The 23,088-nt window shown below is 59.3% G+C and carries 21 protein-coding genes and 4 tRNA genes; 14 read left to right on the top strand and 11 right to left on the bottom strand.

Annotation, left to right across the window (positions count from 1 at the left end):
- Positions 1-66: 66 nt before the first annotated feature.
- From EJA72_RS01330 to EJA72_RS01315, 4 genes are all read left to right on the top strand, one after another.
- Positions 67-939, top strand: a complete 873-nt coding sequence (locus tag EJA72_RS01330) for an oxygenase MpaB family protein (RefSeq protein WP_157709742.1) — start codon at positions 67-69, stop codon at positions 937-939.
- Positions 940-1,147: 208 nt separating this feature from the next.
- Positions 1,148-2,164: a class I SAM-dependent rRNA methyltransferase gene (locus EJA72_RS01325; RefSeq protein ID WP_157709741.1), complete on the top strand. Its 1,017-nt coding sequence runs from the start codon at positions 1,148-1,150 to the stop codon at positions 2,162-2,164.
- 105 nt (positions 2,165-2,269) lie between these two features.
- Positions 2,270-5,209, top strand: coding sequence for a DUF748 domain-containing protein (locus EJA72_RS01320; RefSeq protein ID WP_256679611.1), 2,940 nt, complete (start codon positions 2,270-2,272; stop codon positions 5,207-5,209).
- Complete coding sequence (locus EJA72_RS01315; protein WP_157709739.1) at positions 5,209-5,505, top strand: DUF2845 domain-containing protein; 297 nt, start codon at positions 5,209-5,211, stop codon at positions 5,503-5,505. The genes EJA72_RS01320 and EJA72_RS01315 overlap by 1 nt, the downstream gene beginning before the upstream one ends.
- Before the next feature lie 267 nt (positions 5,506-5,772).
- On the opposite strand, the gene EJA72_RS01310 is transcribed toward EJA72_RS01315, so the two are convergent.
- Both EJA72_RS01310 and EJA72_RS01305 read right to left on the bottom strand, forming a co-directional pair.
- Positions 5,773-6,129: a BON domain-containing protein gene (locus EJA72_RS01310; protein ID WP_157709738.1), complete on the bottom strand. Its 357-nt coding sequence runs from the start codon at positions 6,127-6,129 to the stop codon at positions 5,773-5,775.
- A 311-nt stretch (positions 6,130-6,440) separates the two neighbouring features.
- Positions 6,441-6,857, bottom strand: coding sequence for a pilin (locus EJA72_RS01305; protein ID WP_157709737.1), 417 nt, complete (start codon positions 6,855-6,857; stop codon positions 6,441-6,443).
- Positions 6,858-7,082: 225 nt separating this feature from the next.
- Between EJA72_RS01305 and pilB the strand changes: the two genes are divergently transcribed.
- From pilB to yacG, 5 genes are read left to right on the top strand one after another with little or no spacing between them, the layout of a single operon-like run.
- Positions 7,083-8,783 carry a type IV-A pilus assembly ATPase PilB gene (gene pilB, locus EJA72_RS01300; protein ID WP_157709736.1) on the top strand — a complete coding sequence of 567 codons (1,701 nt, stop codon included), beginning with the start codon at positions 7,083-7,085 and terminating at the stop codon, positions 8,781-8,783.
- A 2-nt stretch (positions 8,784-8,785) separates the two neighbouring features.
- On the top strand, positions 8,786-10,003 hold the full coding sequence (locus EJA72_RS01295) for a type II secretion system F family protein (RefSeq protein WP_157709735.1): 1,218 nt from the start codon (positions 8,786-8,788) through the stop codon (positions 10,001-10,003).
- Between the two features lies 1 nt (position 10,004).
- Entirely contained in the window at positions 10,005-10,877 is an 873-nt protein-coding gene (locus EJA72_RS01290) for an A24 family peptidase (protein ID WP_157709734.1), read from the top strand.
- Positions 10,874-11,497 carry a dephospho-CoA kinase gene (coaE, locus tag EJA72_RS01285; RefSeq protein ID WP_157709733.1) on the top strand — a complete coding sequence of 208 codons (624 nt, stop codon included), beginning with the start codon at positions 10,874-10,876 and terminating at the stop codon, positions 11,495-11,497. Before EJA72_RS01290 ends, coaE begins: the two co-directional genes overlap by 4 nt.
- Complete coding sequence (gene yacG, locus EJA72_RS01280; protein WP_157709732.1) at positions 11,494-11,694, top strand: DNA gyrase inhibitor YacG; 201 nt, start codon at positions 11,494-11,496, stop codon at positions 11,692-11,694. The genes coaE and yacG overlap by 4 nt, the downstream gene beginning before the upstream one ends.
- Before the next feature lie 37 nt (positions 11,695-11,731).
- Here the strand turns inward: yacG and EJA72_RS01275 are convergent, their stop codons facing one another.
- Complete coding sequence (locus tag EJA72_RS01275) at positions 11,732-12,421, bottom strand: energy-coupling factor ABC transporter permease (RefSeq protein WP_157709731.1); 690 nt, start codon at positions 12,419-12,421, stop codon at positions 11,732-11,734.
- Between the two features lie 138 nt (positions 12,422-12,559).
- Here EJA72_RS01275 and EJA72_RS01270 point away from each other — a divergent pair, with 138 nt between their 5' ends.
- The 5 genes from EJA72_RS01270 (at position 12,560) to EJA72_RS01250 (ending at position 16,029) form a co-directional block, all read left to right on the top strand.
- Entirely contained in the window at positions 12,560-13,186 is a 627-nt protein-coding gene (locus EJA72_RS01270) for a DUF1780 domain-containing protein (protein WP_157709730.1), read from the top strand.
- Entirely contained in the window at positions 13,183-13,710 is a 528-nt protein-coding gene (locus tag EJA72_RS01265; protein ID WP_178128958.1) for an MOSC domain-containing protein, read from the top strand. Before EJA72_RS01270 ends, EJA72_RS01265 begins: the two co-directional genes overlap by 4 nt.
- A 51-nt stretch (positions 13,711-13,761) precedes the next feature.
- Positions 13,762-13,935: a DUF3094 domain-containing protein gene (locus EJA72_RS01260; protein ID WP_032830895.1), complete on the top strand. Its 174-nt coding sequence runs from the start codon at positions 13,762-13,764 to the stop codon at positions 13,933-13,935.
- 60 nt (positions 13,936-13,995) lie between these two features.
- Complete coding sequence (locus EJA72_RS01255) at positions 13,996-15,294, top strand: NAD(P)/FAD-dependent oxidoreductase (protein ID WP_157709729.1); 1,299 nt, start codon at positions 13,996-13,998, stop codon at positions 15,292-15,294.
- Positions 15,295-15,630: 336 nt separating this feature from the next.
- Entirely contained in the window at positions 15,631-16,029 is a 399-nt protein-coding gene (locus EJA72_RS01250) for an EF-hand domain-containing protein (RefSeq protein ID WP_150654468.1), read from the top strand.
- 62 nt (positions 16,030-16,091) lie between these two features.
- Here EJA72_RS01250 and EJA72_RS01245 read toward each other — a convergent pair whose 3' ends face one another.
- The 8 genes from EJA72_RS01245 to rluD form a co-directional block, all read right to left on the bottom strand.
- Positions 16,092-17,717 carry a methyl-accepting chemotaxis protein gene (locus EJA72_RS01245; protein WP_157709728.1) on the bottom strand — a complete coding sequence of 542 codons (1,626 nt, stop codon included), beginning with the start codon at positions 17,715-17,717 and terminating at the stop codon, positions 16,092-16,094.
- Positions 17,718-17,874: 157 nt separating this feature from the next.
- Positions 17,875-17,951: transfer RNA gene (locus EJA72_RS01240), tRNA-Pro, on the bottom strand.
- Positions 17,952-18,047: 96 nt separating this feature from the next.
- Positions 18,048-18,123 (bottom strand) — tRNA-Lys (locus EJA72_RS01235).
- Between the two features lie 5 nt (positions 18,124-18,128).
- Positions 18,129-18,205, bottom strand: a tRNA-Pro gene (locus EJA72_RS01230).
- A gap of 9 nt (positions 18,206-18,214) precedes the next feature.
- Positions 18,215-18,290, bottom strand: a tRNA-Asn gene (locus tag EJA72_RS01225).
- 300 nt (positions 18,291-18,590) lie between these two features.
- Complete coding sequence (clpB, locus tag EJA72_RS01220; RefSeq protein ID WP_157709727.1) at positions 18,591-21,155, bottom strand: ATP-dependent chaperone ClpB; 2,565 nt, start codon at positions 21,153-21,155, stop codon at positions 18,591-18,593.
- Between the two features lie 130 nt (positions 21,156-21,285).
- Positions 21,286-22,011, bottom strand: a complete 726-nt coding sequence (gene pgeF, locus EJA72_RS01215; protein WP_157709726.1) for a peptidoglycan editing factor PgeF — start codon at positions 22,009-22,011, stop codon at positions 21,286-21,288.
- Entirely contained in the window at positions 22,008-22,970 is a 963-nt protein-coding gene (gene rluD, locus EJA72_RS01210) for a 23S rRNA pseudouridine(1911/1915/1917) synthase RluD (protein WP_008028788.1), read from the bottom strand. The genes pgeF and rluD overlap by 4 nt, the downstream gene beginning before the upstream one ends.
- Between the last annotated feature and the right edge of the window lie 118 nt (positions 22,971-23,088).

Below are 23,088 nucleotides of genomic sequence, written 5' to 3'. Positions count from 1 at the left end.
TACATTCAGGAAGCACGCGTTATCGTTAACGCCCATCGCGAGCAAGCTCGCTCCTGCAAGGTCACCATGGAATTCATCCGTAGCCGCATCGAAACCCAGGTCATGAGCCTGACGGGTCTGTCCCTGGGCAAGCTCGACCTGGAAAATCCCAAGGGTGATCCGGGCCTGTTCGGCCCGGATTCGGTGAGTTGGCAAGTGCATGGCGACTTCAGCAGCATGCTCATCGGCGGCATCAGCGCCCTGATGCTGCAAGCCCTGCATCCACTGGCCCTGGCCGGGGTCTGGGACCATTCCAACTTTCGCGAAGACATGCTCGGCCGATTGCGCCGTACCGGGCAGTTCATCTCTGGCACGACCTTCGGCTCGCGCAAAGATGCCGACTGGTTGATCGAGAAGGTCCGGACCATCCACCTCCAGGTTACCGGCACCGCGCCCGATGGCCGGCCGTACGCCGCCAGCGATCCGGATCTGCTGACCTGGGTGCACGTGGCGGAAGTCAGCAATTTTCTTGCGGCCCATCTGCGCTACCGCAATCCGCAGCTGTCGCTGGCCGATCAGGACCGTTACTACGATGAAATCGCCCTGGTTGCGGAACGGCTGGGCGCACGGGATGTGCCCCGCTCGCGGCAGGAAGTTTCCGAATACCTTGAGCGAATGCGCCCGCAGCTTTTGTGCGACGCGCGCAGTCGGGAAGTGTTGCGTCTGTTGTTGAACGCGCCATCACCGAGCCGTCTGGCCAAGCCTTTCGGCGGGTTGATGATGCAGGCCGGCATCGACCTGCTGCCCGACTGGGCCAGCGATATGCTCGGCGTCCGCCAGGGCCCGCTGCAACGCAAGCTGATCCGCGCCAGCGTCAACCGCAGCGCGCCGATGCTGCGCTGGGCGGTGCGCAACGGCTCGGTGCATCGTGCCAAGCGGCGGATGGGGTTGTTGACCTAGCTCAGGCGAACTCTGTGGCGAGGGAGCTTGTCGGGGCGCCGCATCGTCCCGCTCGAGTGCGAAGCGCTCGCAAACTCTTCAGAAGGGCTGAAATGGGTGGGGGCCGCTTCGCAGCCCAGCGGGAGCAAGCTCCCTCGCCACAGACCCCTCGCCACCGGGCAATGCTGTTAAACTCCCGCGCCAAATTCCCTCCTGCAAGGCGCCCAGCATGTCTTCCTTGAATCAGGCGCTGCGCGCCGCCCTTGACCGTCGCCAGGACCTGCTTGCCGAGCTGCATCAGCAAGGCACCGATTGCTATCGGCTGTTCCACGGCAGCCAGGAAGGCGCAGGCGGTTTGACCATCGACCGCTACGGCCCGCAACTGCTGGTGCAAAGCTTTCACCAGTCGCTGGAGCGCGATGAACTGCTGCAATTGCACCAGACCATCAATCAACACCTGGGCCTCGAAACCCTGCTGGTCTACAACGACCGTTCCCGGGGTAATTCGCGCATCGACCGCGAAGACACCGTGTACCGCGCCGATGAAGCGGCCCTGCAGGATCTGGTCGGCCATGAATGGGGCCTGAATTACCGGGTTCGCGGCCGTCACCCCGGCCAGGATCCGCTGTTGTTCCTCGACCTGCGCAACACCCGCGGCTGGGTCAAGGATCACAGCCAGCATAAAAGCGTGCTCAACCTGTTTGCCTACACCTGCGGCGTCGGCCTCAGCGCGGCGGCGGGTGGCGCGCGCGAAGTCTGCAACCTGGATTTCGCCGAGGGCAACCTGGCGGTCGGCCGTGAAAACGGCCTGCTCAATCCGCAATTGCCGACGATGGAATTCATCCAGTCCGACTACTTCCCGGCTATCCGCCAGCTCGCCGGTTTACCGATCAGTCAGCGTCGTGGGCAGAAATTGCCGAGCTATCAACGCCTGGAACAACGCCAATACGATCTGGTGTTGCTTGATCCACCGGCCTGGGCAAAGAGCGCGTTCGGCACCGTCGACCTGCTTCGCGACTATCAAAGCCTGCTGAAACCCGCCCTGCTGACCACCGCCGATAATGGCGTGCTGATCTGCTGCAACAACCTGGCAAAAGTCAGCATGGACGACTGGCGCGAGCAGGTTTTGCGTTGCGCAGAAAAGGCCGGGCGGCCGGTGCGGGAGTGGACCGTGATGAAACCGGGGGGGGATTTCCCGTCCATGGATCAACAGCCGCCACTGAAAACCCTGATCCTGCAACTCTGAGATTCCACAACAAAATCAGATTAATCCTATAAGGCTGGATCACTTCGGAACCGGATTCGCGTGCCATACTCCAAGGCACTCCGATTCAGACAGATGAAGCCACACATGCCCAAAGGATTGATTCGCGCCATCGGCGCCTTGTTGACTGCTCTGGCTCTCTACAGCCTGCTGGGGTTTCTGATTTTGCCGGGCATCGCGTTGCGGGTTGCCAACCAACAACTGGCCAACTACGCCACGGTGCCTGCAACGATTTCGCGGATCGAACTCAATCCCTTCAGCCTCGAGGTGACCCTTTGGGGCCTGATCATCGGCGAACCGGGCAAGGAACAGGTCGGCTTTGAACGCCTGTACGCCAATTTGCGGTTGGACAGCCTGTGGACCAAGGCGCTGCACCTTTCCGATGTCGAGCTGGACAAGCCCAAGACCGAGATCCTGTTCGACAAGGAAGGCAAGCTCAACCTGCTCGGCCTGTTCAAGATCCCCGCCAGCGAGCCAACTCCGGCCGACCCGAACGCCAAACCGTTTCCGATGCGCATCGAGCGGATCAAACTGGCGGGCGGCGCCGTGCATTTCAGGGATGCGCGCCCCAGCGAGCCCATTGAATTCCTCTACGACAAACTCGATTTCGAGCTGAACAACCTCAGCACCCTGCCCGAAGACAACGCCGACATGACGCTGGTGGCTGTCGGGCCCAATGGTGGCCAGATCAACTGGACCGGTAACTTCAGCCTCATCCCCATCGCCTCCGAAGGTAAGCTCAAAGTCACCGACGGCAAGATGAAAGCCTTTTGGCCCTATGTGCGAGACGCGGTGCCACTGGTGCTCGAGGACGGCGTCTACACCCTCAGTACCGACTACAAGCTCAACCTGTCCAAGGAAACCGAACTGCTGCTGAGCAACGTCGACCTGAGCGTTGCCCCTTTCGCCATCAAGGCGCCGGACGGCCGGCCATTGGTCAAGCTCGAACGACTGGACGTGACTGAAACCACTGTCGACCTGGCCAAGCAGCAAGTCGTTGTCGGCAAGATCCGCAGCCATAAGCTCGAAACCTGGGCCGCACTTGAAGCTGACGGGCAACTCGACTGGCAAAAACTGTTCGCCAGCCAACCGTCGAAGCCGGCTGCCAAAGCTGCCGCCGAACCCGCCAGTACTCCGGCGGCGGCTGATTCACCGAAAGAACCTGCTGCCCCCAGCAAACCCTGGCAGGTGCTGCTCAAAGACGTGCAACTGCGCGATTACCAGGTGCATCTGGCGGACCGCAAGGCACAACCCGCCGTGGCACTGGAAGTGGGGCCACTGAACCTGGACCTGCAGAATTTCGACAGCCTCAACGGTTCGCCCTTCAACCTCAAGCTCGACACCGGCCTGGGCAAGCAAGGCAAAGTCATGGCAGACGGCGTGGTCAATCTGGCGCCCGTCAGTGCCAAGTTGAAGGTGCAAACCAAGGACATCGACCTGCGTGTTGCCCAGTCCTACATCACTCCGTTCATCCGCCTGGAACTGCGCAGCGGCATGCTCGGCACAGACCTGGCCGTCGACCTGAAAAGCACCGAGCCGCTGGCGTTCAGCGTCACCGGCCGCGCGCAGATCGATCAACTGCACACCCTCGACACCCTGAAAACCCGCGACTTCCTGAAATGGCAGCAAGTGGTGGTCGAAGGGCTGAATTATCAGCACGGCGACAGCCTGTCGATCGACAAGGTCAACCTGTTCCAGCCCTATGTGCGCTTCATGATCAACGATGACCGCACCACCAACATCGATGACCTGTTGATCCCCCAACCAGCCGACGCAGGCGCCAAGACCGCCGCCGGCAAACCGGCCGCGAGCAAGGACAAGCCGCTGGGCATCCACATTGGCGGCATCGCCATCAATGACGGCTCGGCCAACTTCGCCGACTTCAGCCTCACCCCGAACTTCGCCACAGCAGTTCAACAGCTCAACGGCCAGATCGGCACCATCGACAGCCGCCAGGCCAAACCGGCCAGCGTCGACGTCAAAGGCAAGGTCGATCGTTATGCGCCGGTGACCATCAAGGGCGCGGTCAACCCGTTCGACCCGATGGCCAGCCTCGACATCGCCACCAGTTTCAAACGGGTGGAACTGACCACGCTGACCCCCTACTCCGGTAAGTTCGCCGGCTATCGCATCCGCAAGGGCCGTCTCAACCTGGACCTGCATTACCTGATCACCAAGGGCCAACTGAAGGCTGAAAACAAAGTGGTGATCGAGCAGCTGCAACTGGGTGAAAAAGTCGACAGCCCCGACGCAGTGAGCCTGCCGCTGAAGCTGGCGATCGCGTTGCTCAAGGACGTCGACGGCAAGATTTCCATCGAGTTGCCGGTGACCGGCGACCTCAACAATCCGCAGTTCAGCGTCATGCCGATTGTCTGGCAGACCCTGCGCAACCTGATCGTCAAAGCCGCGGCCGCGCCGTTCAAAATGATTGGCGGGCTGATCAGTGGCGGTGGTTCGGAAGACCTGGGCACTGTGGCGTTTGCACCGGGTTCAAGCGACCTGAGCAAAGAGGCCGAGGGGTCGTTGGTCAAGCTGTCCAAGGCCCTCAAGGAACGGCCGGCCCTGCGCCTGGAAATCGAAGGCACTGCCGCACAAAGCAGCGATGGCCCGCTGATCGCCGAGCAACGCCTGGAACGCGAATACCAGTACAACTACTACAAAATGCTCCAGCGCCGTGGCGACAAAGTGCCGGCCCAGGCGTCCATGCTGCAAGTGCCGGACAGCGAGAAAGGTCCGCTGCTGGAAGGGATCTACCGCACGCGCCTGAAAAATCAGCCACCTGCCGAGTGGAAGGACCTGGGCAAGGAAGAACGCACCGCAAAAATGCGCGCCGACGTGATCAAGTTCTGGAGCACCAGCGACGTGCTTTTGCGCCAACTGGGCCAGGATCGCGCCAGCAGCATCAAGGACTATCTGGTCGACAAGGCGCAACTGGCCGATGACCGCGTGTACTTCATCGATGCCAACCTCGGCGAAGCGGAGAGTGACGGTAAGGTCGTGACTCCCCTGCATCTGGACGCCGAGTGATGATCAAGCAGCTGCTGATCGGCCTGACCTTGGCACTGGGTGCCAGTCAGGCTGGCGCGGCGGATACGCTGCGTTGCGGCAGCCAGTTGGTCAGCGTGGGCGACCGGTCCAGCGAAGTGCTGCAGAAGTGCGGCGAGCCGGTCAGCCGCGATCTGTTGGGCTACAAGCGCAGCGCCAATCGGCGGGAAGAGTTTCAGGTCGAGGAATGGACTTACGGGCCGAACGGCGGGATGTATCAGTACCTGCGATTCGAAGGCAATCGCCTGAAGCAGATCACCAGTAAACGCGGCAATTAAGCACCCCACAAGACACTGTAGGAGCGAGCTTGCTCGCGATGGCGGCGCAACATTCAACACAAATGTTGAATGTTATGGCCTCATCGCGAGCAAGCTCGCTCCTACAGTTTTATGTGTTGCCCAGAATAGAACAGGCCCCCGACACGAATGTCGGAGGCCTGTAATGGCCACATCCTTATGGCCTTCGCATGAACTCCCAAGTAGCGGTTGACGTATGACTCGGCTCGTCTACCGCTCCTTCTCCCGGTCCAGGCGAGAAGTCTTGCCTTACTCGGCTTTCAGGCCGTCAGCGGAGACCGCTTTGACGCCTTTGATTTTCTTGGTGATGGCCACGGCGGTGGCTTTCTGAGCGTCAGTCACCGCGACGGTGGACGACAGCGATACAACACCTTTGTTGGTTTCGACTTTGATGTCGGTACCAGGAATACCTTTTTCGGTTACCAGATCACTTTTAACTTTGGTGGTGATCCAGGTATCGGAAGTCGCTTCCTTGGCCTTGGTCACTTCACCCGCCGCCAGTGTCATCGGGGCTTGGGTGGTCTGGGTAGTCTGTGCAAATGCTGCGTTGGCCATAGTCAGGGTCAGCGCGGTAGCAGTAGCGGCAACGATTGCGAACTTCTTCATACGAGTAACTCCTGTTTTTCCAGATAGTCTGCTGCGTGTCTTGTCAGCAGGGTTACTGGGTATATTGCGAACGCTGTGCCAACTTTGAAACAGAGAGTAAATCCTTTAAATTCAACAGGTTATAAAATCAGTCAATTTTCGAAATCATGCAAATTGCATGACTTCGTAATTATCTACATGCAAGTTGCGGGTTTTGCCGCAGGCCTAAGGCCATGAATTGTCGAGACTTTCTTCCAGATCTTATAAAAGGCAAAAGCTGGACAAAAAAATACCCCGCCGTTAATGGCGGGGTATGGGGTCAGCCCGTTGAATCAGACACCGGGGCAACTGGTGGTTGTGTAATCTTTTGCGGCCGTTGTTTTGCACGTCCAGCCCGAATCGGCAGCACGGGTCAATGTAATCACTTTACCCAATACCGGCGCCGGCGCATTGAGCAGCGTGCACGTAATCGTCCCCGTTCCGTCAGCCACTTTACCTGCTGCAGTCAACGTGCAGTTTTGAGTGGCGGACACATTGTTGTTGACGTTCGCGATGGTGGCATCGGCGGAGCCCGCGTTGATCACGTCTTCGAAAGCGACTTTAAGCGCGGAGGCCTCGGCAATGCCTGCGGTCACCTTGGCCCGGGCCTGATACTTGGAGTATTGCGGCAACGCAAACGTCGCCAGAATCCCGATGATCGCCACCACGATCAGCAGTTCGATAAGCGTAAAACCTTTCTGAGTATTCATAGACAAGCTCCATGCATGAGTCGACATCTCATGATCTGAATTAGCCGCAGCACAGCCCATGCCAAGCCCTTAGCACCCTATTAGCAGGGCCCGAAACCCACGCCACGAACCTTCCTACCCCCAGCATCCGCACTATCTGACACTTTTTGTCACCTCAACCCCGCTGGTTTGGCTCAGCTCCTTGACTAGGCTATAAGTCATGAACTGTCTGCGTCCGGTATCCCAATGAATGACATCGCCCTAAGCGGTCTGGCCAAGCAATTGGTCCTGGCCGAGCTGCTCACTGACCAAAGCGCGCAACAGGCGTATCAACAAGCACTGCGCAACCGAATCTCCCTGGTCAGTTACCTGGTGCAAAACAGGCTGGTGAAAAGCCGTCAGGTCGCCGAGATCGCTTCGGAGCACTTCGGCATGGCGCTGCTGGACCTCAACTGCCTGGACAAGGAAACCCAACCCAAAGGGCTGGTCAGCGAAAAACTGGTCCGACAGCACCACGCCCTGCCCCTGTGGCGGCGCGGCAACAAGCTGTTCGTGGGGGTTTCCGATCCGACCAATCATCAGGCCATCAACGACATCCAGTTCAGCACCGGGCTCACCACCGAAGCCATCCTGGTGGAGGACGACAAGCTCAGCGACGCCATCGAAAAATTCTTCGACACCCACGGCACCGGCCTGGAAGACATGCCGGATATTGACCTCGATGGCCTCGACATCGAGACCCACGACGAGCGCAAACAGGACGCCATTGCCGGCCAGGATGCCGACGACGCCCCCGTGGTGCGCTTCGTTCACAAAATGCTGCTGGATGCGATCAAGAGCGGCTCCTCCGACCTGCATTTCGAGCCCTACGAAAAAACCTACCGCGTGCGGATGCGCACCGACGGCATGCTGCGAGAAGTCGCCAGGCCGCCGATTCAACTGGCCAGCCGGATCGCCGCAAGGCTGAAAGTCATGGCCAGCCTCGACATCTCCGAGCGGCGCAAAACCCAGGACGGCCGGATCAAGATGCGCCTGTCGAAAAGCAAATCCATCGACTTCCGCGTCAACACACTGCCGACGCTGTGGGGCGAGAAAGTGGTGATCCGGATCCTCGACCCGTCCAGCGCACAGATGGGCATCGACGCACTCGGCTACGAGCCGGAGCAGAAAGACTTGTACATGGCCGCGCTCAAGCAGCCACAAGGGATGATCCTGGTGACCGGGCCCACCGGTTCCGGCAAGACCGTGTCGCTGTACACCGGCCTGAACATCCTCAACACCGTGGACATCAACATCTCGACCGCCGAAGACCCGGTGGAGATCAACATGGAAGGCATCAACCAGGTCAACGTCAATCCCAAGCAAGGGATGGATTTCGCCCAAGCGTTGCGCTCGTTCCTGCGTCAGGACCCGGACGTGATCATGGTCGGTGAAATCCGCGACCTGGAAACCGCCGAAATTGCGATCAAGGCGGCACAAACCGGGCACTTGGTGCTCTCGACCCTGCACACCAACAGCGCGGCAGAAACCCTGACCCGCCTGCATAACATGGGCATTCAGGGCTTCAACATCGCCACCTCGGTCAGTTTGATCATCGCCCAGCGCCTGGCGCGCAAACTGTGCAGCCACTGTAAAACGCCAATCGAGATTCCTCGCGAGGCACTGATCAAGGAAGGCTTCCCCGAGGAACGCATCGGCTCGTTCACGATCTATGAGCCGGTCGGTTGCGATCACTGCAACGGCGGTTACAAGGGGCGCGTGGGGATTTATGAAGTGGTGAAGAACACACCGGACCTGCAACGGCTGATCATGGCCGAAGGCAATTCGCTGGAAATCGATATTCAGATGCGTAAGGACGGCTTCGACGACCTGCGTACTTCGGGCCTGCACAAGGCGATGCAAGGCATCACCAGCCTTGAAGAAATCAACCGGGTCACCAAGGACTGAACATGGCGGTCAAAGCAGCGAAAATCAGTATCTATGCCTGGGAAGGCACGGACCGCAAAGGCACGAAAATGACCGGCGAACTCAGCGGCCAGAATCCGGCGCTGATCAAGGCACAACTGCGCAAGCAAGGCATAAATCCCGGCAAGGTCCGCCGTAAATCCGCGTCGATTCTCAGCCTGGGCAAACGCATCAAGGCTCAGGACATCGCCCTTTTCACACGGCAGATGGCAACGATGATGAAGGCCGGCGTGCCGTTGCTGCAGTCGTTCGACATCATCGGCGAAGGCTTCGATAACCCGGCCATGCGCAAATTGGTGGACGAGGTGAAACAGGAAGTCGCCGCGGGTAACAGCTTCGCCGCGTCCCTGCGCAAGAAACCGCAGTACTTTGATGAGTTGTACTGCAACCTGGTGGATGCCGGCGAACAGGCCGGCGCGCTGGATACCCTGCTGGAGCGGGTGGCCACCTACAAGGAAAAGAGCGAAAGCCTCAAGGCCAAGATCAAGAAAGCCATGACCTATCCGCTGGCCGTGGTGTTTGTCGCCATCATCGTCACCGGCATTTTGCTGGTGAAGGTCGTGCCGCAATTCGAGTCGGTGTTCAAAGGCTTCGGTGCCGAATTGCCGGCCTTCACGGTGATGGTGATCGGGCTGTCGGAATTCATGCAGCAATGGTGGTGGGCGATGCTCGGCGGGCTGATTGCAGCCATCTTCGGGCTGCGTCACGCCTTCAAAACGTCGGAAAAATTTCGCGACAACATGGACACCTGGCTGCTGAAAATGCCGTTGATTGGCACGCTGATGTACAAGTCCGCCGTGGCCCGTTACGCCCGCACGCTGTCGACCACTTTTGCCGCCGGCGTGCCGTTGGTGGAAGCCCTGGAATCGGTGGCCGGGGCCACCGGCAACATTGTGTTCAAGCGTGCCGTGCTACGGATCAAACAGGAGGTGTCCACCGGCATGCAGCTGAATTTTTCCATGCGTTCCTCGGGCATGTTCCCCAACATGGCGATTCAGATGACCGCCATCGGCGAAGAGTCCGGCGCCCTGGACGACATGCTCGACAAGGTCGCGAGTTTCTACGAGGCGGAAGTCGATAACATGGTCGACAACCTCACCGCCCTGATGGAGCCGTTCATCATGGTGGTATTGGGGATAATTGTCGGCGGCCTGGTCGTTGCGATGTACCTGCCTATCTTCCAACTCGGCTCAGCGATCTGACATGCCCTTGAATGAAATCCTGAGCGTCTACCCCTTGGCTTTCGTCGTCATAGCCCTGGTGGTCGGCCTGCTGGTCGGCAGCTTCCTCAATGTGGTGATCTGGCGCCTGCCGAAAATGCTCGAGCGCGAATGGCGCCAGCAGGCCCTCGAGCTGTTGGGCCTGCCCACCGAAACGCCGCTGCCAACTTACAACCTGATGCTGCCCCACTCCCAGTGTCCGCATTGTGGCCACCGGATCCGCGCGTGGGAAAACATCCCGCTCATCAGTTACGTCTTTCTGCGTGGGCGCTGTTCAAGCTGCGCCACGCCCATCAGCAAACGCTACCCGCTGACCGAACTGGCTTGCGGCCTGCTGTCGGCGTTCATCGCCTGGCACTTCGGTTTCGGCTGGCCCGCCTGCCTGGTGCTGGTCTTGAGCTGGGGATTGCTGGCCATGAGCCTGATCGATGCCGAGCATCAACTGCTGCCGGACGTGCTGGTGCTGCCGCTGATCTGGCTGGGGCTGATCGTCAACAGCTTCGAGCTGTTCGTGCCCTTGCAAGACGCGTTGTGGGGCGCAATTGCCGGCTATATGGCGCTCTGGTCGGTGTTCTGGCTGTTCAAGTTGATCACGGGCAAGGACGGCATGGGCTACGGTGATTTCAAGTTACTGGCCATGTTCGGCGCCTGGGGTGGCTGGCAAGTTTTGCCCCTGACCATCCTGTTGTCCTCCCTGGTGGGCGCGCTGATTGGCGTGATTTTGCTGCGCCTGCGCAACGCGAAAACCTCAACGCCGATCCCGTTCGGCCCCTATCTGGCGATTGCCGGCTGGATTGCGTTGCTCTGGGGTGGTCAAATAACCGACTTCTATTGGCAGTTTGTCGGTTTGAAATGAATACCCCTGTGGAAAAACCCTGGATTCTCGGCCTGACCGGCGGCATCGGCAGCGGCAAAAGCGCCGCGGCCCAGCACTTCATTGACCTCGGTATCCACGTGGTGGACGCCGATCACGCGGCACGCTGGGTGGTCGAACCCGGTCGTCCGGCATTGGTGAAGATCGCCGAACACTTCGGCCCCGGCGTGTTGCAAGCCGACGGGCAACTGGATCGCGCGGCTCTGCGCAAACTGATCTTTGAAGTGCCGGACGAGCGTCGCTGGCTTGAGGCCTTGCTGCATCCGTTGATCGGCAAGGAAATCACCGATCATCTGGCGCTGGCAAAATCACCTTACGCGATTCTGGTTTCGCCGCTGCTGATCGAATCCGGGCAGTACGCCATGACCCAGCGCGTCCTGGTGATCGATGCCCCCGAACAACTACAGATCGAACGCACCCTGCAGCGCGACCAGACCACCGAGCAACAGGTCCAGGCGATTCTCAAGGTGCAATCCAGCCGCCAGGATCGTGTGAGCCACGCCGACGATGTGGTGGTCAACGACCGCGACCTCGCCTGGCTGCACAGCGAGGTCGAACGCCTGCATCACTATTACCTTACTTTGCGTGGAGGCCAGTCATGAGCCAAACCCCAACCGTCAATTGCCCAACCTGTGGCGCCCCTGTCGAATGGAGCGCCACGAGCACGTTCCGGCCATTCTGCTCGGACCGTTGCAAACTGATCGACCTGGGTGCCTGGGCATCGGAAGAGCACAAGATTCCGGTCGCTCCCGATGCCGAGGACGAAATGTTCAGCGGCGATTTCGACCCGCGTCACTGATTCCTCGCAACGTCGACGACTTCAGTTTTGAGCGTGATCAGGACTTGGGGTCGTCGTCTTTCCATGGCGCCGACAGATAGCGCGTGCGGTTGAACGTTTCCAGCCACTCAGGCGTGAAGACCACCAGCGCGCTGACGATCATGCCGTTGATAAAGGCTTCCGGAAAAATCAGCAGCCACAAGTAACCGACAAAATCCTCCAGCCAGTACGGCATCGCAAAACGCTCGTCGAACCACAGCAACAACAGCGCCAGCAACAGGCACAACAACGCCGACAATGCAGCGGCAAAGAACCCGGAACAAAAGATATACACAAAAGGATTTCGCGGCTGCGCGCGCTCGACCAGGATGGCGCAGCACTCGGTGACCAGCACCGGCAGCAGGATGAACAACGCGCCATTCGCGCCGACGGCGGCCAGGTCCTGGCGACCGAGCAGCACCAATCCGCCTTGCGCCACCAGCCCGCCGACAATCGCGAGCGGCCAATCCAGCAGCAAGGTCACCGCCGTCAAGCCGATAAAGTGATACGAGACGCCCGTGTCGAAATCACGCCGAACCAGCCACAGCATGAACAGCGCGAACACGGTGCCGAACAGCAAATGCTGGCGCCGACTGTCGGTGAACAATTCGACCCAGGGCGCTCGCCAGACTGCCCAGGCAATCACCGGCATATAAATCAGCCAGCCGACCATCAGTGTCAGCGGCGACAGCAGCTCTTCGCCGATCATGCGGGTAACCCCTTGAACGCCACCGCAGACTCCTTGATTGAAAACAGCCCCATGCGCAGCAGTCTACTACGACCACAAAGTTGCTCCAGTCGATGCAAAGCTTTCTGCTTGTCGCATTTGAACGCTAAGCTTGGGCCTATGGATGACTCAGATTATTTACGCCTGCTGACCATCGCGGCCGAGCAAGCCAACGCGTTCCTGTCCAATGCCCGCAAATGGGAGCGTGAGCGTTGGGTCTGCCAGCGCCTGCTGCAAGGCCTGAACATTCCCTATCGCGCCGACGAGTTCGCGCCTGCCGGCGAGCCTCCGGACGTGCTGTTTCGTGACGCCAGTTTCGAGGTGTTCTTTGTCCTCGACGAGGGGCGGCGCCTCAATGACGAATGGCGCGACGAGCTGCAACGTCGGCGCAGTGCGTTTTCCCTCAGTTCGCTGGTCAGGCGCGAGGCCAAGCCCAAGCGCATTCCGGCCAATGAATTCTTGCTGAGGCTGGCGCCGACCTTGCGCAAAAAAGCGCACAACTACAAAGAACGCGGCATGGACCTGGGGGAACTGGACATCATCGCCTTCGCCAGCCTCAAGCGCGAAGTGCTGGACCTCAACAGCCATTTCCCGCCGCCTACCGAGTATCTGCGCCAGGGTTGGCGCTCGCTGTCGCTGGTCGGCCCGACGTTCGCCCGCGTGCTGTTCGCGCACCCGGATGCACCGGATTTCCTGCGCAGCAACCTGGGTCGCAGCATCGTGTTCGATGTCGGGATCAGCTTGTGAGTCCATTGCAGGAGCTGATCAACGAAGTCCCGCAAATTGGCCGCGTACGCTGGATCGGCGTGCGCCCGGAACCGCACACGCCGATGATCGAGCTTGATGCCGTGGAAGCACGACTCGAGGCCGGTTTGACCGGCGATCGCGCCCGTCCCGGGGTGCGCAATTCCCGGCAGGTGACGTTGATTCAGTGGGAGCACCTGGCAGTGATCAGTTCGCTGATGGGCCGGCCGCACGATAAACCGGTGTTGCCTGGCGAATTGCGGCGCAACCTCGTGATCAGCGGGATCAACCTGTTCAGCCTCAAGGGTCGCCGCTTCAAAATTGGCCAGGCCATTTTCGAAACCACCGGTTGGTGCCAACCTTGCGCGCGCCTGCAAAACAACCTCGGACCAGGGACCTTCCAGGCCATGCGCGGACATGGCGGAATCACCGCCCGAGTGTTACAAAGTGGAATCATTCGCCTGGACGATACAGTGAGCGTCGAGCCTGTACCGGACAGCGGCTATGCTCCGTTCAACGTTCGCTAAATCAGCCTGTAGCTTCTACACATTCAGCAACGTCTACCTGACGAGGCCTTTATGACCAGCCGCTTGAACCCCGACGACCAGAAACATGTCGAAGAGTACCTGCACCTGTCCCAGCACCGTGTCGAGCGCCGGCCTTTTCGGCCGTGGATGCTCCTGGTGGTGGTCCTGGCAGTGACCATTGGTTTGGGCCTGTTGAGCCGACTGATCAGTTACCTGACGCTATGAGCTGCCTCGCGCTCGCTCGGGTAATCGCACCGATTTCTTTTAGCCTTGCGAGATATCCCCATGACTCATCGTATTGTCATCGTTGGCGGCGGCGCCGGCGGTCTGGAGTTGGCTACCCGTCTGGGTAAGACTCTGGGCAAGCGCGGCACGGCCAGCGTGATGCTGGTCGACGCGAACCTGACCCACATCTGGAAACCGCTGTTGCACGAAGTGGCGGCCGGGTCGCTGAACTCTTCCGAAGACGAACTCAACTATGTTGCCCAGGCCAAATGGAACCACTTCGAGTTCCAGCTGGGGCGCATGAGCGGGCTCGATCGCACGCAGAAAAAAATCCAGCTCGCAGCCACTTACGACGAAGCCGGCCTGGAATTGGTGCCCGCCCGTGAAGTGGGTTACGACTCGCTGGTGATCGCGGTCGGCAGCACCACCAACGATTTCGGCACTCAGGGTGCGGCGCAGCATTGCCTGTTCCTCGACACCCGCAAACAGGCTGAACGCTTCCACCAGCAACTGCTCAACCACTACCTGCGCGCCCATGCCGGACAAACCGACAAGGTCGAACAAATCAGCGTGGCCATCGTCGGCGCGGGTGCTACCGGCGTCGAGCTGGCTGCGGAACTGCACAACGCCGCGCATGAATTGGCGGCCTACGGCCTGGACCGGATCAAACCGGAAAACATGCACATCACCCTGATCGAAGCAGGGCCACGCGTGCTACCGGCGCTGCCCGAGCGGATCGGCGGGCCTGTGCATAAAACCCTGGAGAAACTCGGGGTCAACGTCATGACCAATGCCGCGGTCAGCGAAGTAACGGCCGACAGCCTGATCACCGCCGACGGTAAAGTGATCAACGCCAGCCTGAAAGTCTGGGCTGCCGGCATTCGCGCTCCCGGTTTCCTCAAGGACATCGACGGTCTGGAAACCAACCGGATCAACCAGCTGCACGTATTGCCGACCCTGCAAACCACCCGCGACGAGAACATCTTCGCCTTCGGTGACTGCGCCGCGTGCCCTCAACCTGGCACCGATCGCAATGTGCCGCCGCGCGCCCAGGCCGCGCATCAGCAAGCCTCGCTGCTGGCGAAATCGTTGAAGCTACGGATCGAAGGCAAGGCACTGCCGGAATACAAGTACACCGACTATGGCTCGCTGATTTCGCTGTCGCGTTTTTCGGCTGTGGGTAACTTGATGGGCAACCTGACCGGCAGCGTGATGCTTGAGGGTTGGTTGGCGCGGATGTTTTACGTGTCGCTGTATCGCATGCACCAGATGGCACTGTATGGCGCGTTTCGCACGGCGATGCTGATGCTGGGTAGCAAAATCGGGCGTGGGACTGAGCCACGCCTCAAGCTGCACTAACACACATACCCACTGTGGGAGCGAGCCTGCTCGCGATAGCAATCTGTCAGTGACACATGAGTTGACTGACACACCGCTATCGTCGGAACGCCGCCCGGAGCCAGGCTCACTCCTACATTTGATCTCCATTGATTTGAAGATCTGTGTCTCAGTGTATCTCCCTCCGCGATTTCGCCCCTTCGCTTACAAACTCCCCCCTTGCGCGACACAGTAGCGATACACCCCGACCGTTAAATAGCCACATCCGAGCAAGGCACCTCGCCCGCTTCGGCTATCGCCGCACTCACGTGGCGCCCACTATTGAGCGGTTGTGTTGCGCAACCCAGGAGATTTCAAATGTCCCGTACCACTAAAAACACTATCGGTCTGCTCGGCGCTGTTTTGGCCGGTGGCATGATGCTGACAGGCTCTGTATTCGCCTCCCAGCCCCTGACCCAAGGTTATCTGCTGGCGTCGGCGGAACAGGTTGTGAAAACCCCTGAAGGCAAATGCGGTGAAGGCAAATGTGGCGATGCGTCGATGGCCAAGACTGACACCGATGGCGACGGCAAAGTATCCCGCGCCGAATTCCTGAAGGTGGCGCCGAAGTCCAACTTCGACAAGATCGACACCAACCATGACGGCTTCATCGACGAACAGGAAGCGTTCGATAACGTGAAAGCCAACTACGAAGCCAACGGCAAGAAAATGCCGAAAGGCCTGTTCGAACACCTGAAAGACCAAGACGGCGCCTAAGCCTCTGAGCACCAAGCCGCGCTTTTCCCTGGGGAAGCGCGGCTTTTTTTCGTCTGAAGGATTTACACCCGGAAACGCTGCACCATGCCTTGCAAGGCATTGGCCAGTTTCGACAACTCATGGCTGGAGGTGCTGGTCTGATCGGCACCGGCGGCGGAGCGCACCGACAGGTCGCGAATGTTCACCAGGTTACGGTCCACTTCCCGTGCCACTTGAGCCTGTTCTTCGGCAGCGCTGGCGATCACCAGATTTCGCTCGTGAATCTCATGTACCGATGCGGTGATGGTCTGCAGGGCCTCACCAGCACGCTCTGCCAGAACCAGCGTGCTGGCCGCACGGGAAGCGCTGGCCTGCATGGAGTCCAGCGCCAGGCTCGAACCGTTGCGCATGCCTTGCACCATTTGCTCGATTTCCTGGGTCGATTGCTGGGTACGGTGCGCCAGTGCACGTACTTCGTCGGCCACGACCGCAAAACCGCGACCACTCTCGCCCGCCCGCGCCGCTTCAATTGCAGCGTTTAGCGCCAGCAGATTGGTTTGCTCTGCAATGGCCCGAATCACATCCAGCACCTTGCCGATGTCCTGCGACTGATTGGCCAGGGATTGCACCAGCTCCCCGGTATGCTGCACGTCGCTGGCCAGGGCGCTGATGGCGCTGGCGGTTTCACTGACCCGCTCCTGCCCCTGATGCGCCGACTCACTGGACTGTCGAGTGGCGTCGGAGGTGGACACCGCGTTGCGCGCCACTTCTTCTACCGCAATCGTCATTTCGTTGACCGCGGTGGCCGCTTGCTCAATTTCGTTGTTCTGTTGTTGCAGGCCGTGAGTGCTGTCGAGGGTTACCGCGTTCAATTCGTCTGCTGCGGTCGCTAACTGGGTGGCCGACCCGCTGATGCCTTGCAGGGTTTCGCGCAGATTCTGCTGCATGGTCGACAGGGCCTTCAGCAAACGGCTCACTTCGTCATTGCCATGGGTTTCGATTGGCCAGGTCAGATCACCCTGGGCCACGTGCTCTGCGGCGCTCAAGGCTTCAGTCAGCGGACGGACGATGCTGCGGGTCAGCAACATGGCCAGGGCGACGGTGGCCAGGGCCGCGAGCGCGATGAACAGGCTGACGATCATTCTTGACGTTTCGTAATGCGCTGCGGACTTCTCGCTTTCGGCGGCAACTTGCTTGGCGAACAGCTCCGCCAGGTCATTGAGCTGTTTACCGGAGCCATCGACCACGGTTTTCATGTCGATCAGCAGCAGTTTGGTCAGTTCGTCGCGGCGACCTTGTTCCGCCAGGGTGAACGACTGGGCGATGCCGGTGCGATAGGCGGCAAACGTGGTTTTGAACTGGTCATACAAGGCCTGGCCTTCGGCGGTATCGACCAGCTTGTCATAGGCGGCGATTTTTTCACTCAGCTCTTTGTCACGGGTATCCATTTGACCGCGGTAGACCGGAATGTTTTTCGGGTCCTGATCAAGGGCCATGCGCAGGGATATGGTGCGGATGCGCAACATGAGCTCACGAATATCGTCGCCACCACGAATGCTCGGCAACCATTGCTTCTCCACCGCGACCTCGCTTTCGCGAATGCTCGACATTTGCCCCAACGCAAAAATCCCGAGCAACGCCACCAGCACGGCAATCAAGGCGAATCCCAAGGCGGCCCGAGGGGCGATATTCAACTGGCGAAGCAACATAACGAGCAGCCTTTTTCTTGTAGTGGCTTGGATAAGGGGCGTGTTTGGCAGAACCCCCGTCGCTTCGTTATCGGCAAGTTGTACGATGACTTGAAGTGAATAGCTTTTTCGCAGGCAAAAAAAATCCCCGTATCTTTCGATACGAGGATTTTTAATATGGTCGGGGTAAGGGGATTCGAACTCCTGACATCCTGCTCCCAAAGCAGGCGCGCTACCGGACTGCGCTATACCCCGGTAAAAAAAAGGCGACCTTTACAAGTCGCCTTCTTCGATCAGCGCTTTTGGCCTCTGATCTTAAGATTCGATTCCAGCGTTAACTGGTTTCAAAAATGGTGGGTCGTGTGGGATTCGAACCTACGACCAATTGGTTAAAAGCCAACTGCTCTACCAACTGAGCTAACGACCCAAAAATGGTCGGGGTAAGGGGATTCGAACTCCTGACATCCTGCTCCCAAAGCAGGCGCGCTACCGGACTGCGCTATACCCCGGTTTGAAATTGGCTCCGTGACCAGGACTCGAACCTGGGACCCAATGATTAACAGTCATTTGCTCTACCGACTGAGCTATCACGGAACTACATATTTCAATTTACAACGGTGAAGCTTTACTGCGTTCTCTTCGACCCGTTCGCATCGCTGCGTTCGTGTGTCTGAGGCGCGCTATTCTACAATCTTAAGCACCTCTGTCAACCCCCTAAATTGCATTCAAGTTAATGATTTGCAACTTATTTCAGATTCCTGCTTGGGGAGCAGAAACCCTACCGGGTGACTTACTGCGGGGCGCACTTTACAAGCCTTTTCCTTTCAGTTCAACAACCTGACGAAAAAAAGGCCTCGCAATGCGAGGCCTCTTTCATTTTGTTGCCGTCGTGGATCAGACGAAGACGATTTCGTCGTTTTCCACCACGCCTTTCGCCGTATCGCCGGGCAAGAATCGACCCGACAGAATCAGCTGCGCCAACGGGTTTTCGATCCAGCGCTGGATCGCGCGTTTCAGCGGCCGCGCGCCATACACAGGGTCGTAACCCACCGCGATCAGCTTATCCATGGCCTCAGGGCTGAGTTCCAGCTTCAGCTCCCGTTCGGTCAGGCGGCTGCGCAGGCGACCCAACTGGATCTCGGTGATACCGGCGATCTGATCCCGGGCCAATGGCTCGAAGATCACCACTTCGTCCACCCGGTTGATGAACTCCGGCCGGAAGTGCGACGAAATCGCATCCATCACCGCTGCACGTTGCGCCTCACGATCACCGACCAATTCCTGGATCTGTACCGAGCCCAGGTTGGAGGTCATGACGATCACGGTATTCTTGAAATCCACCGTGCGACCATGACTGTCGGTCAGTCGGCCGTCTTCCAGCACTTGCAGCAAGATGTTGAAGACGTCCGGGTGGGCCTTCTCTACCTCATCCAGCAGAATCACCGAATAAGGCTTGCGACGCACCGCCTCGGTCAGATAACCGCCTTCTTCATAGCCTACATAGCCTGGTGGCGCGCCGATCAGTCGAGCCACGGAATGTTTCTCCATGAACTCGGACATGTCGATCCGCACCATGGCCTCTTCAGTATCAAAGAGGAACTCGGCCAGTGCCTTGCACAGCTCGGTTTTACCGACACCGGTCGGGCCGAGGAACATGAACGAACCGCTCGGACGATTCGGGTCGGACAACCCGGCCCGCGAACGACGTACCGCGTTGGAAACCGCGACCACCGCTTCGTCCTGACCGATCACGCGTTGGTGCAACAGGCTTTCCATCTTCATCAGCTTGTCGCGCTCGCCTTCGAGCATTTTCGACACGGGAATGCCGGTCCACTTCGACACGACTTCGGCGATTTCTTCCTCGGTCACCTTGCTGCGCAGCAGCTGGTTTTCACTTTTGCCGTGCTGATCGACCATTTGCAGGCTGCGCTCCAGGTCCGGGATCACCCCATATTGCAGCTCGGCCATGCGGTTCAGGTCGCCTTTGCGGCGTGCCGCTTCCAGTTCCTGACGGGACTGTTCGATTTTCTGCTGGATCTGCGCAGAACCCTGAACTTCGGCTTTTTCCGAATTCCAGATTTCTTCGAGGTCCGAATACTCACGCTCCAGACGAACGATTTCTTCCTGGAGTTTTTCCAGGCGCTTGATCGCCGCTTCGTCGCTTTCTTTCTTCAGCGCCTGGGATTCCACCTTCAGCTGAATCAGGCGACGCTCCAGTCGATCCAGCACTTCCGGCTTGGAGTCGATCTCCATGCGGATGCGGCTGGCCGCTTCGTCTATCAGGTCAATGGCCTTGTCCGGCAATTGACGGTCCGTGATGTAGCGATGGCTGAGCTTGGCCGCGGCGATGATCGCGCCGTCGGTGATCGCCACCTTGTGGTGAACCTCGTAACGCTCTTTCAGGCCACGCAGGATGGCGATGGTGTCTTCTTCGCTCGGCTCATCTACCAGGACTTTCTGGAAACGTCGTTCGAGCGCCGCGTCCTTCTCTATATATTGGCGGTACTCGTTGAGCGTGGTCGCGCCGACGCAGTGCAGCTCACCGCGAGCCAATGCTGGCTTGAGCATGTTGCCGGCATCCATCGAACCTTCGCCTTTACCGGCGCCGACCATGGTGTGCAGTTCGTCGATGAACAGAATGATCTGCCCTTCCTGCTTCGACAGTTCATTGAGCAGGGATTTCAGGCGCTCTTCGAACTCGCCACGGTATTTGGCACCCGCGATCAACGCCCCCATATCCAGGGACAACAGGCGTTTGCCTTTCAGGCCATCCGGCACTTCGCCGTTGATAATGCGCTGTGCCAGGCCTTCAGCAATGGCGGTTTTACCCACGCCAGGCTCACCGATCAACACCGGGTTGTTCTTGGTACGACGTTGCAGGACCTGAATGGTCCGGCGAATTTCGTCGTCACGGCCGATCACTGGATCGAGCTTGCCCTCTTCGGCGCGCTTGGTCAGGTCGACGGTGTATTTATCCAGCGCCTGACGCGACTCCTCGTGGTTGGCGTCATTGACGGCCTCACCACCACGCAGGTTAGTGATCGCGTTTTCCAGGGCCTTCTTGCTGACGCCCTGGCCGAGCAACAATTTGCCGAGTTTGCTGTTCTCGTCCATGGCGGCGAGCAGCACCAGCTCACTGGAAATGAACTGGTCGCCTTTTTGCTGGGCCAGACGGTCGGCCTGATTGAGCAGGCGTGCCAGATCCTGCGACATGTTGACGTCGCCGGTCGGATTCTGGATTTTCGGTAGCTGGTCGAGCTCTTTGGTCAGCTCTTTACGCAAGCTGTTGACGTCAAAACCGACCTGCATCAGCAGGGGCTTGATCGAACCGCCCTGCTGCTCAAGCATGGCTTGCATCAAGTGCGCCGGCTCGATGCCGGGATGGTCAAGGCCGACGGCCAGAGATTGGGCGTCGGATAGAGCTAACTGCAATTTGCTGGTTAAACGATCTATACGCATGGGTCACCTTCCTTTTGAGCAGGCCGGACCTATAAAACATCCTGAATGAAGAAACCTGCCAGATACCGTTATAGATGCGGTCGATTCTGGGAGTTTCAAGCGTCGCACAGTTGACGCAGGTCAGAGGAGTTTAGCGTTCGAGCCAAATAAGGGAGGCAAACCGACCGGTGCGAGGACTGCGGCGGTAAGAAAAGAAGCGTGGATCGGTCACGGTGCAGAATCCGCCGCCATAAACAGCGGTGACGCCGCGAGCAGCCAGACGCAGACGCGCCAGCGCGTAGATATCAGCTATGAATTTGCCAGCATTCGCACTTGGCACAAAAGCTTCGGCAGCTTCAGGCAGTTGCTGAATGAAGGTTTCACGCACTTCCGGGCCGACTTCAAAAACTTGCGGGCCGATGGCCGGGCCGAGCCAGACCAACACCTCGGCAGGTGGCACGTCCAGACTGTCGAGGGTCGCTTCCAGCACACCCGCCGCCAGACCGCGCCAACCGGCATGGGCCGCGGCTACGCGAGTACCGGCGCGGTCGCAAAACAGCGCCGGCAGGCAATCAGCGGTCATTGCCGCGCAGGCGATACCCGGTGTTGCTGTCCAGCTGGCATCGGCGGTCGCCGTAACCCCCGGATCCGCGTGGGCCACGACGATGCCGTGAACCTGCTGCAGCCAGGCCGGTTGAATGTTGAAATGATCGGTCAAACGACGGCGATTCTCGGCAACGGCTTCAGGGCTGTCGTCGACGTGATCGCCGAGGTTGAGGCTGTCGAACGGCGCCAGACTGACGCCGCCCGCACGGGTGGTCACGCAGGCTTTCACCCCGGCAGGCGCGGGCCAGTCGGGAATCAGCCAGTCACTCATCCGATGAACGCCTCACGGTCTTGCTTGAGCAGGGTCAGCAACCAGACGAAATCGTCCGGCAGTGGCGACTCCCAGCTCATGCGTTTACCGGTGGTCGGGTGATCCAGCTCCAGGAACCGCGCGTGCAGTGCCTGACGCGGGAACGTCTTCAAGGAATCGACCATGGTCTGGCTGGCCGCTGGCGGAATACGGAAACGACCGCCGTAGGCTGGGTCTCCGACCAACGGGTAGTTGATGTGGGCCATGTGCACGCGAATCTGGTGCGTACGACCGGTTTCCAGCTTCACCCGCACGTGAGTGTGGGAACGGAAACGCTCGAGCACGCGGTAATGGCTGACGGCCTGCTTGCCACCTTCCATCACGGCCATTCGCTGGCGTTGCTGGCCGTGACGACCGATCGGCGCGTTGATCTTGCCACCCGCCGTCACGACACCGATTACGATGCACTCGTAGATGCGGCTGACGCTGCGGCTCTGCAACTGTGTTACCAGCTGCGTCTGCGCCTGAATGGTCTTGGCCACCACCATCAGACCGGTGGTGTCCTTGTCCAGACGGTGCACGATACCGGCGCGGGGCACATTGATAATGTCCGGCACGTGGTGCAGCAAGGCGTTGAGCAAGGTGCCATCAGCGTGACCGGCAGCCGGATGCACCACCAGGCCCGCAGGCTTGTTGATCACCAGGATGTCGTCGTCTTCGTAGACGATGTCCAGCTCGATGTCTTGAGCGATCCATTCGCCCTGAGCTTCCTGCTCGGCAGTCAGCTCAAGAATGGCGCCACCGTGAACGATGTCTCGCGGGCGGATAACCGCCCCATCCACAGTCAGGCGGCCGTCTTTGATCCAGGCGGAAAGGCGCGAGCGCGAGTGCTCAGCGAATAATTGTGCGGCGACTTGATCGAGGCGTTGGCCGCCCAATTCGGACGGCACCTCTGCGCGAAGTTCAATTTTATCGGACATGCTCAGACTAGGCGTCGGCACAGCCTTTGGTTTCGGCTGCGCGCTTGTGGTTAAATACGGCGTCTTTTGCCCCGAGGCTATTCAACGGGGCGCTCATCATAACAGGACGGCCCCGCCC

The organism is Pseudomonas sp. PB120, from assembly GCF_009761815.1.
In the GTDB taxonomy this organism is placed as follows: Bacteria; Pseudomonadota; Gammaproteobacteria; order Pseudomonadales; family Pseudomonadaceae; genus Aquipseudomonas.
This window is presented reverse-complemented; position numbering and strand designations above follow the sequence as displayed.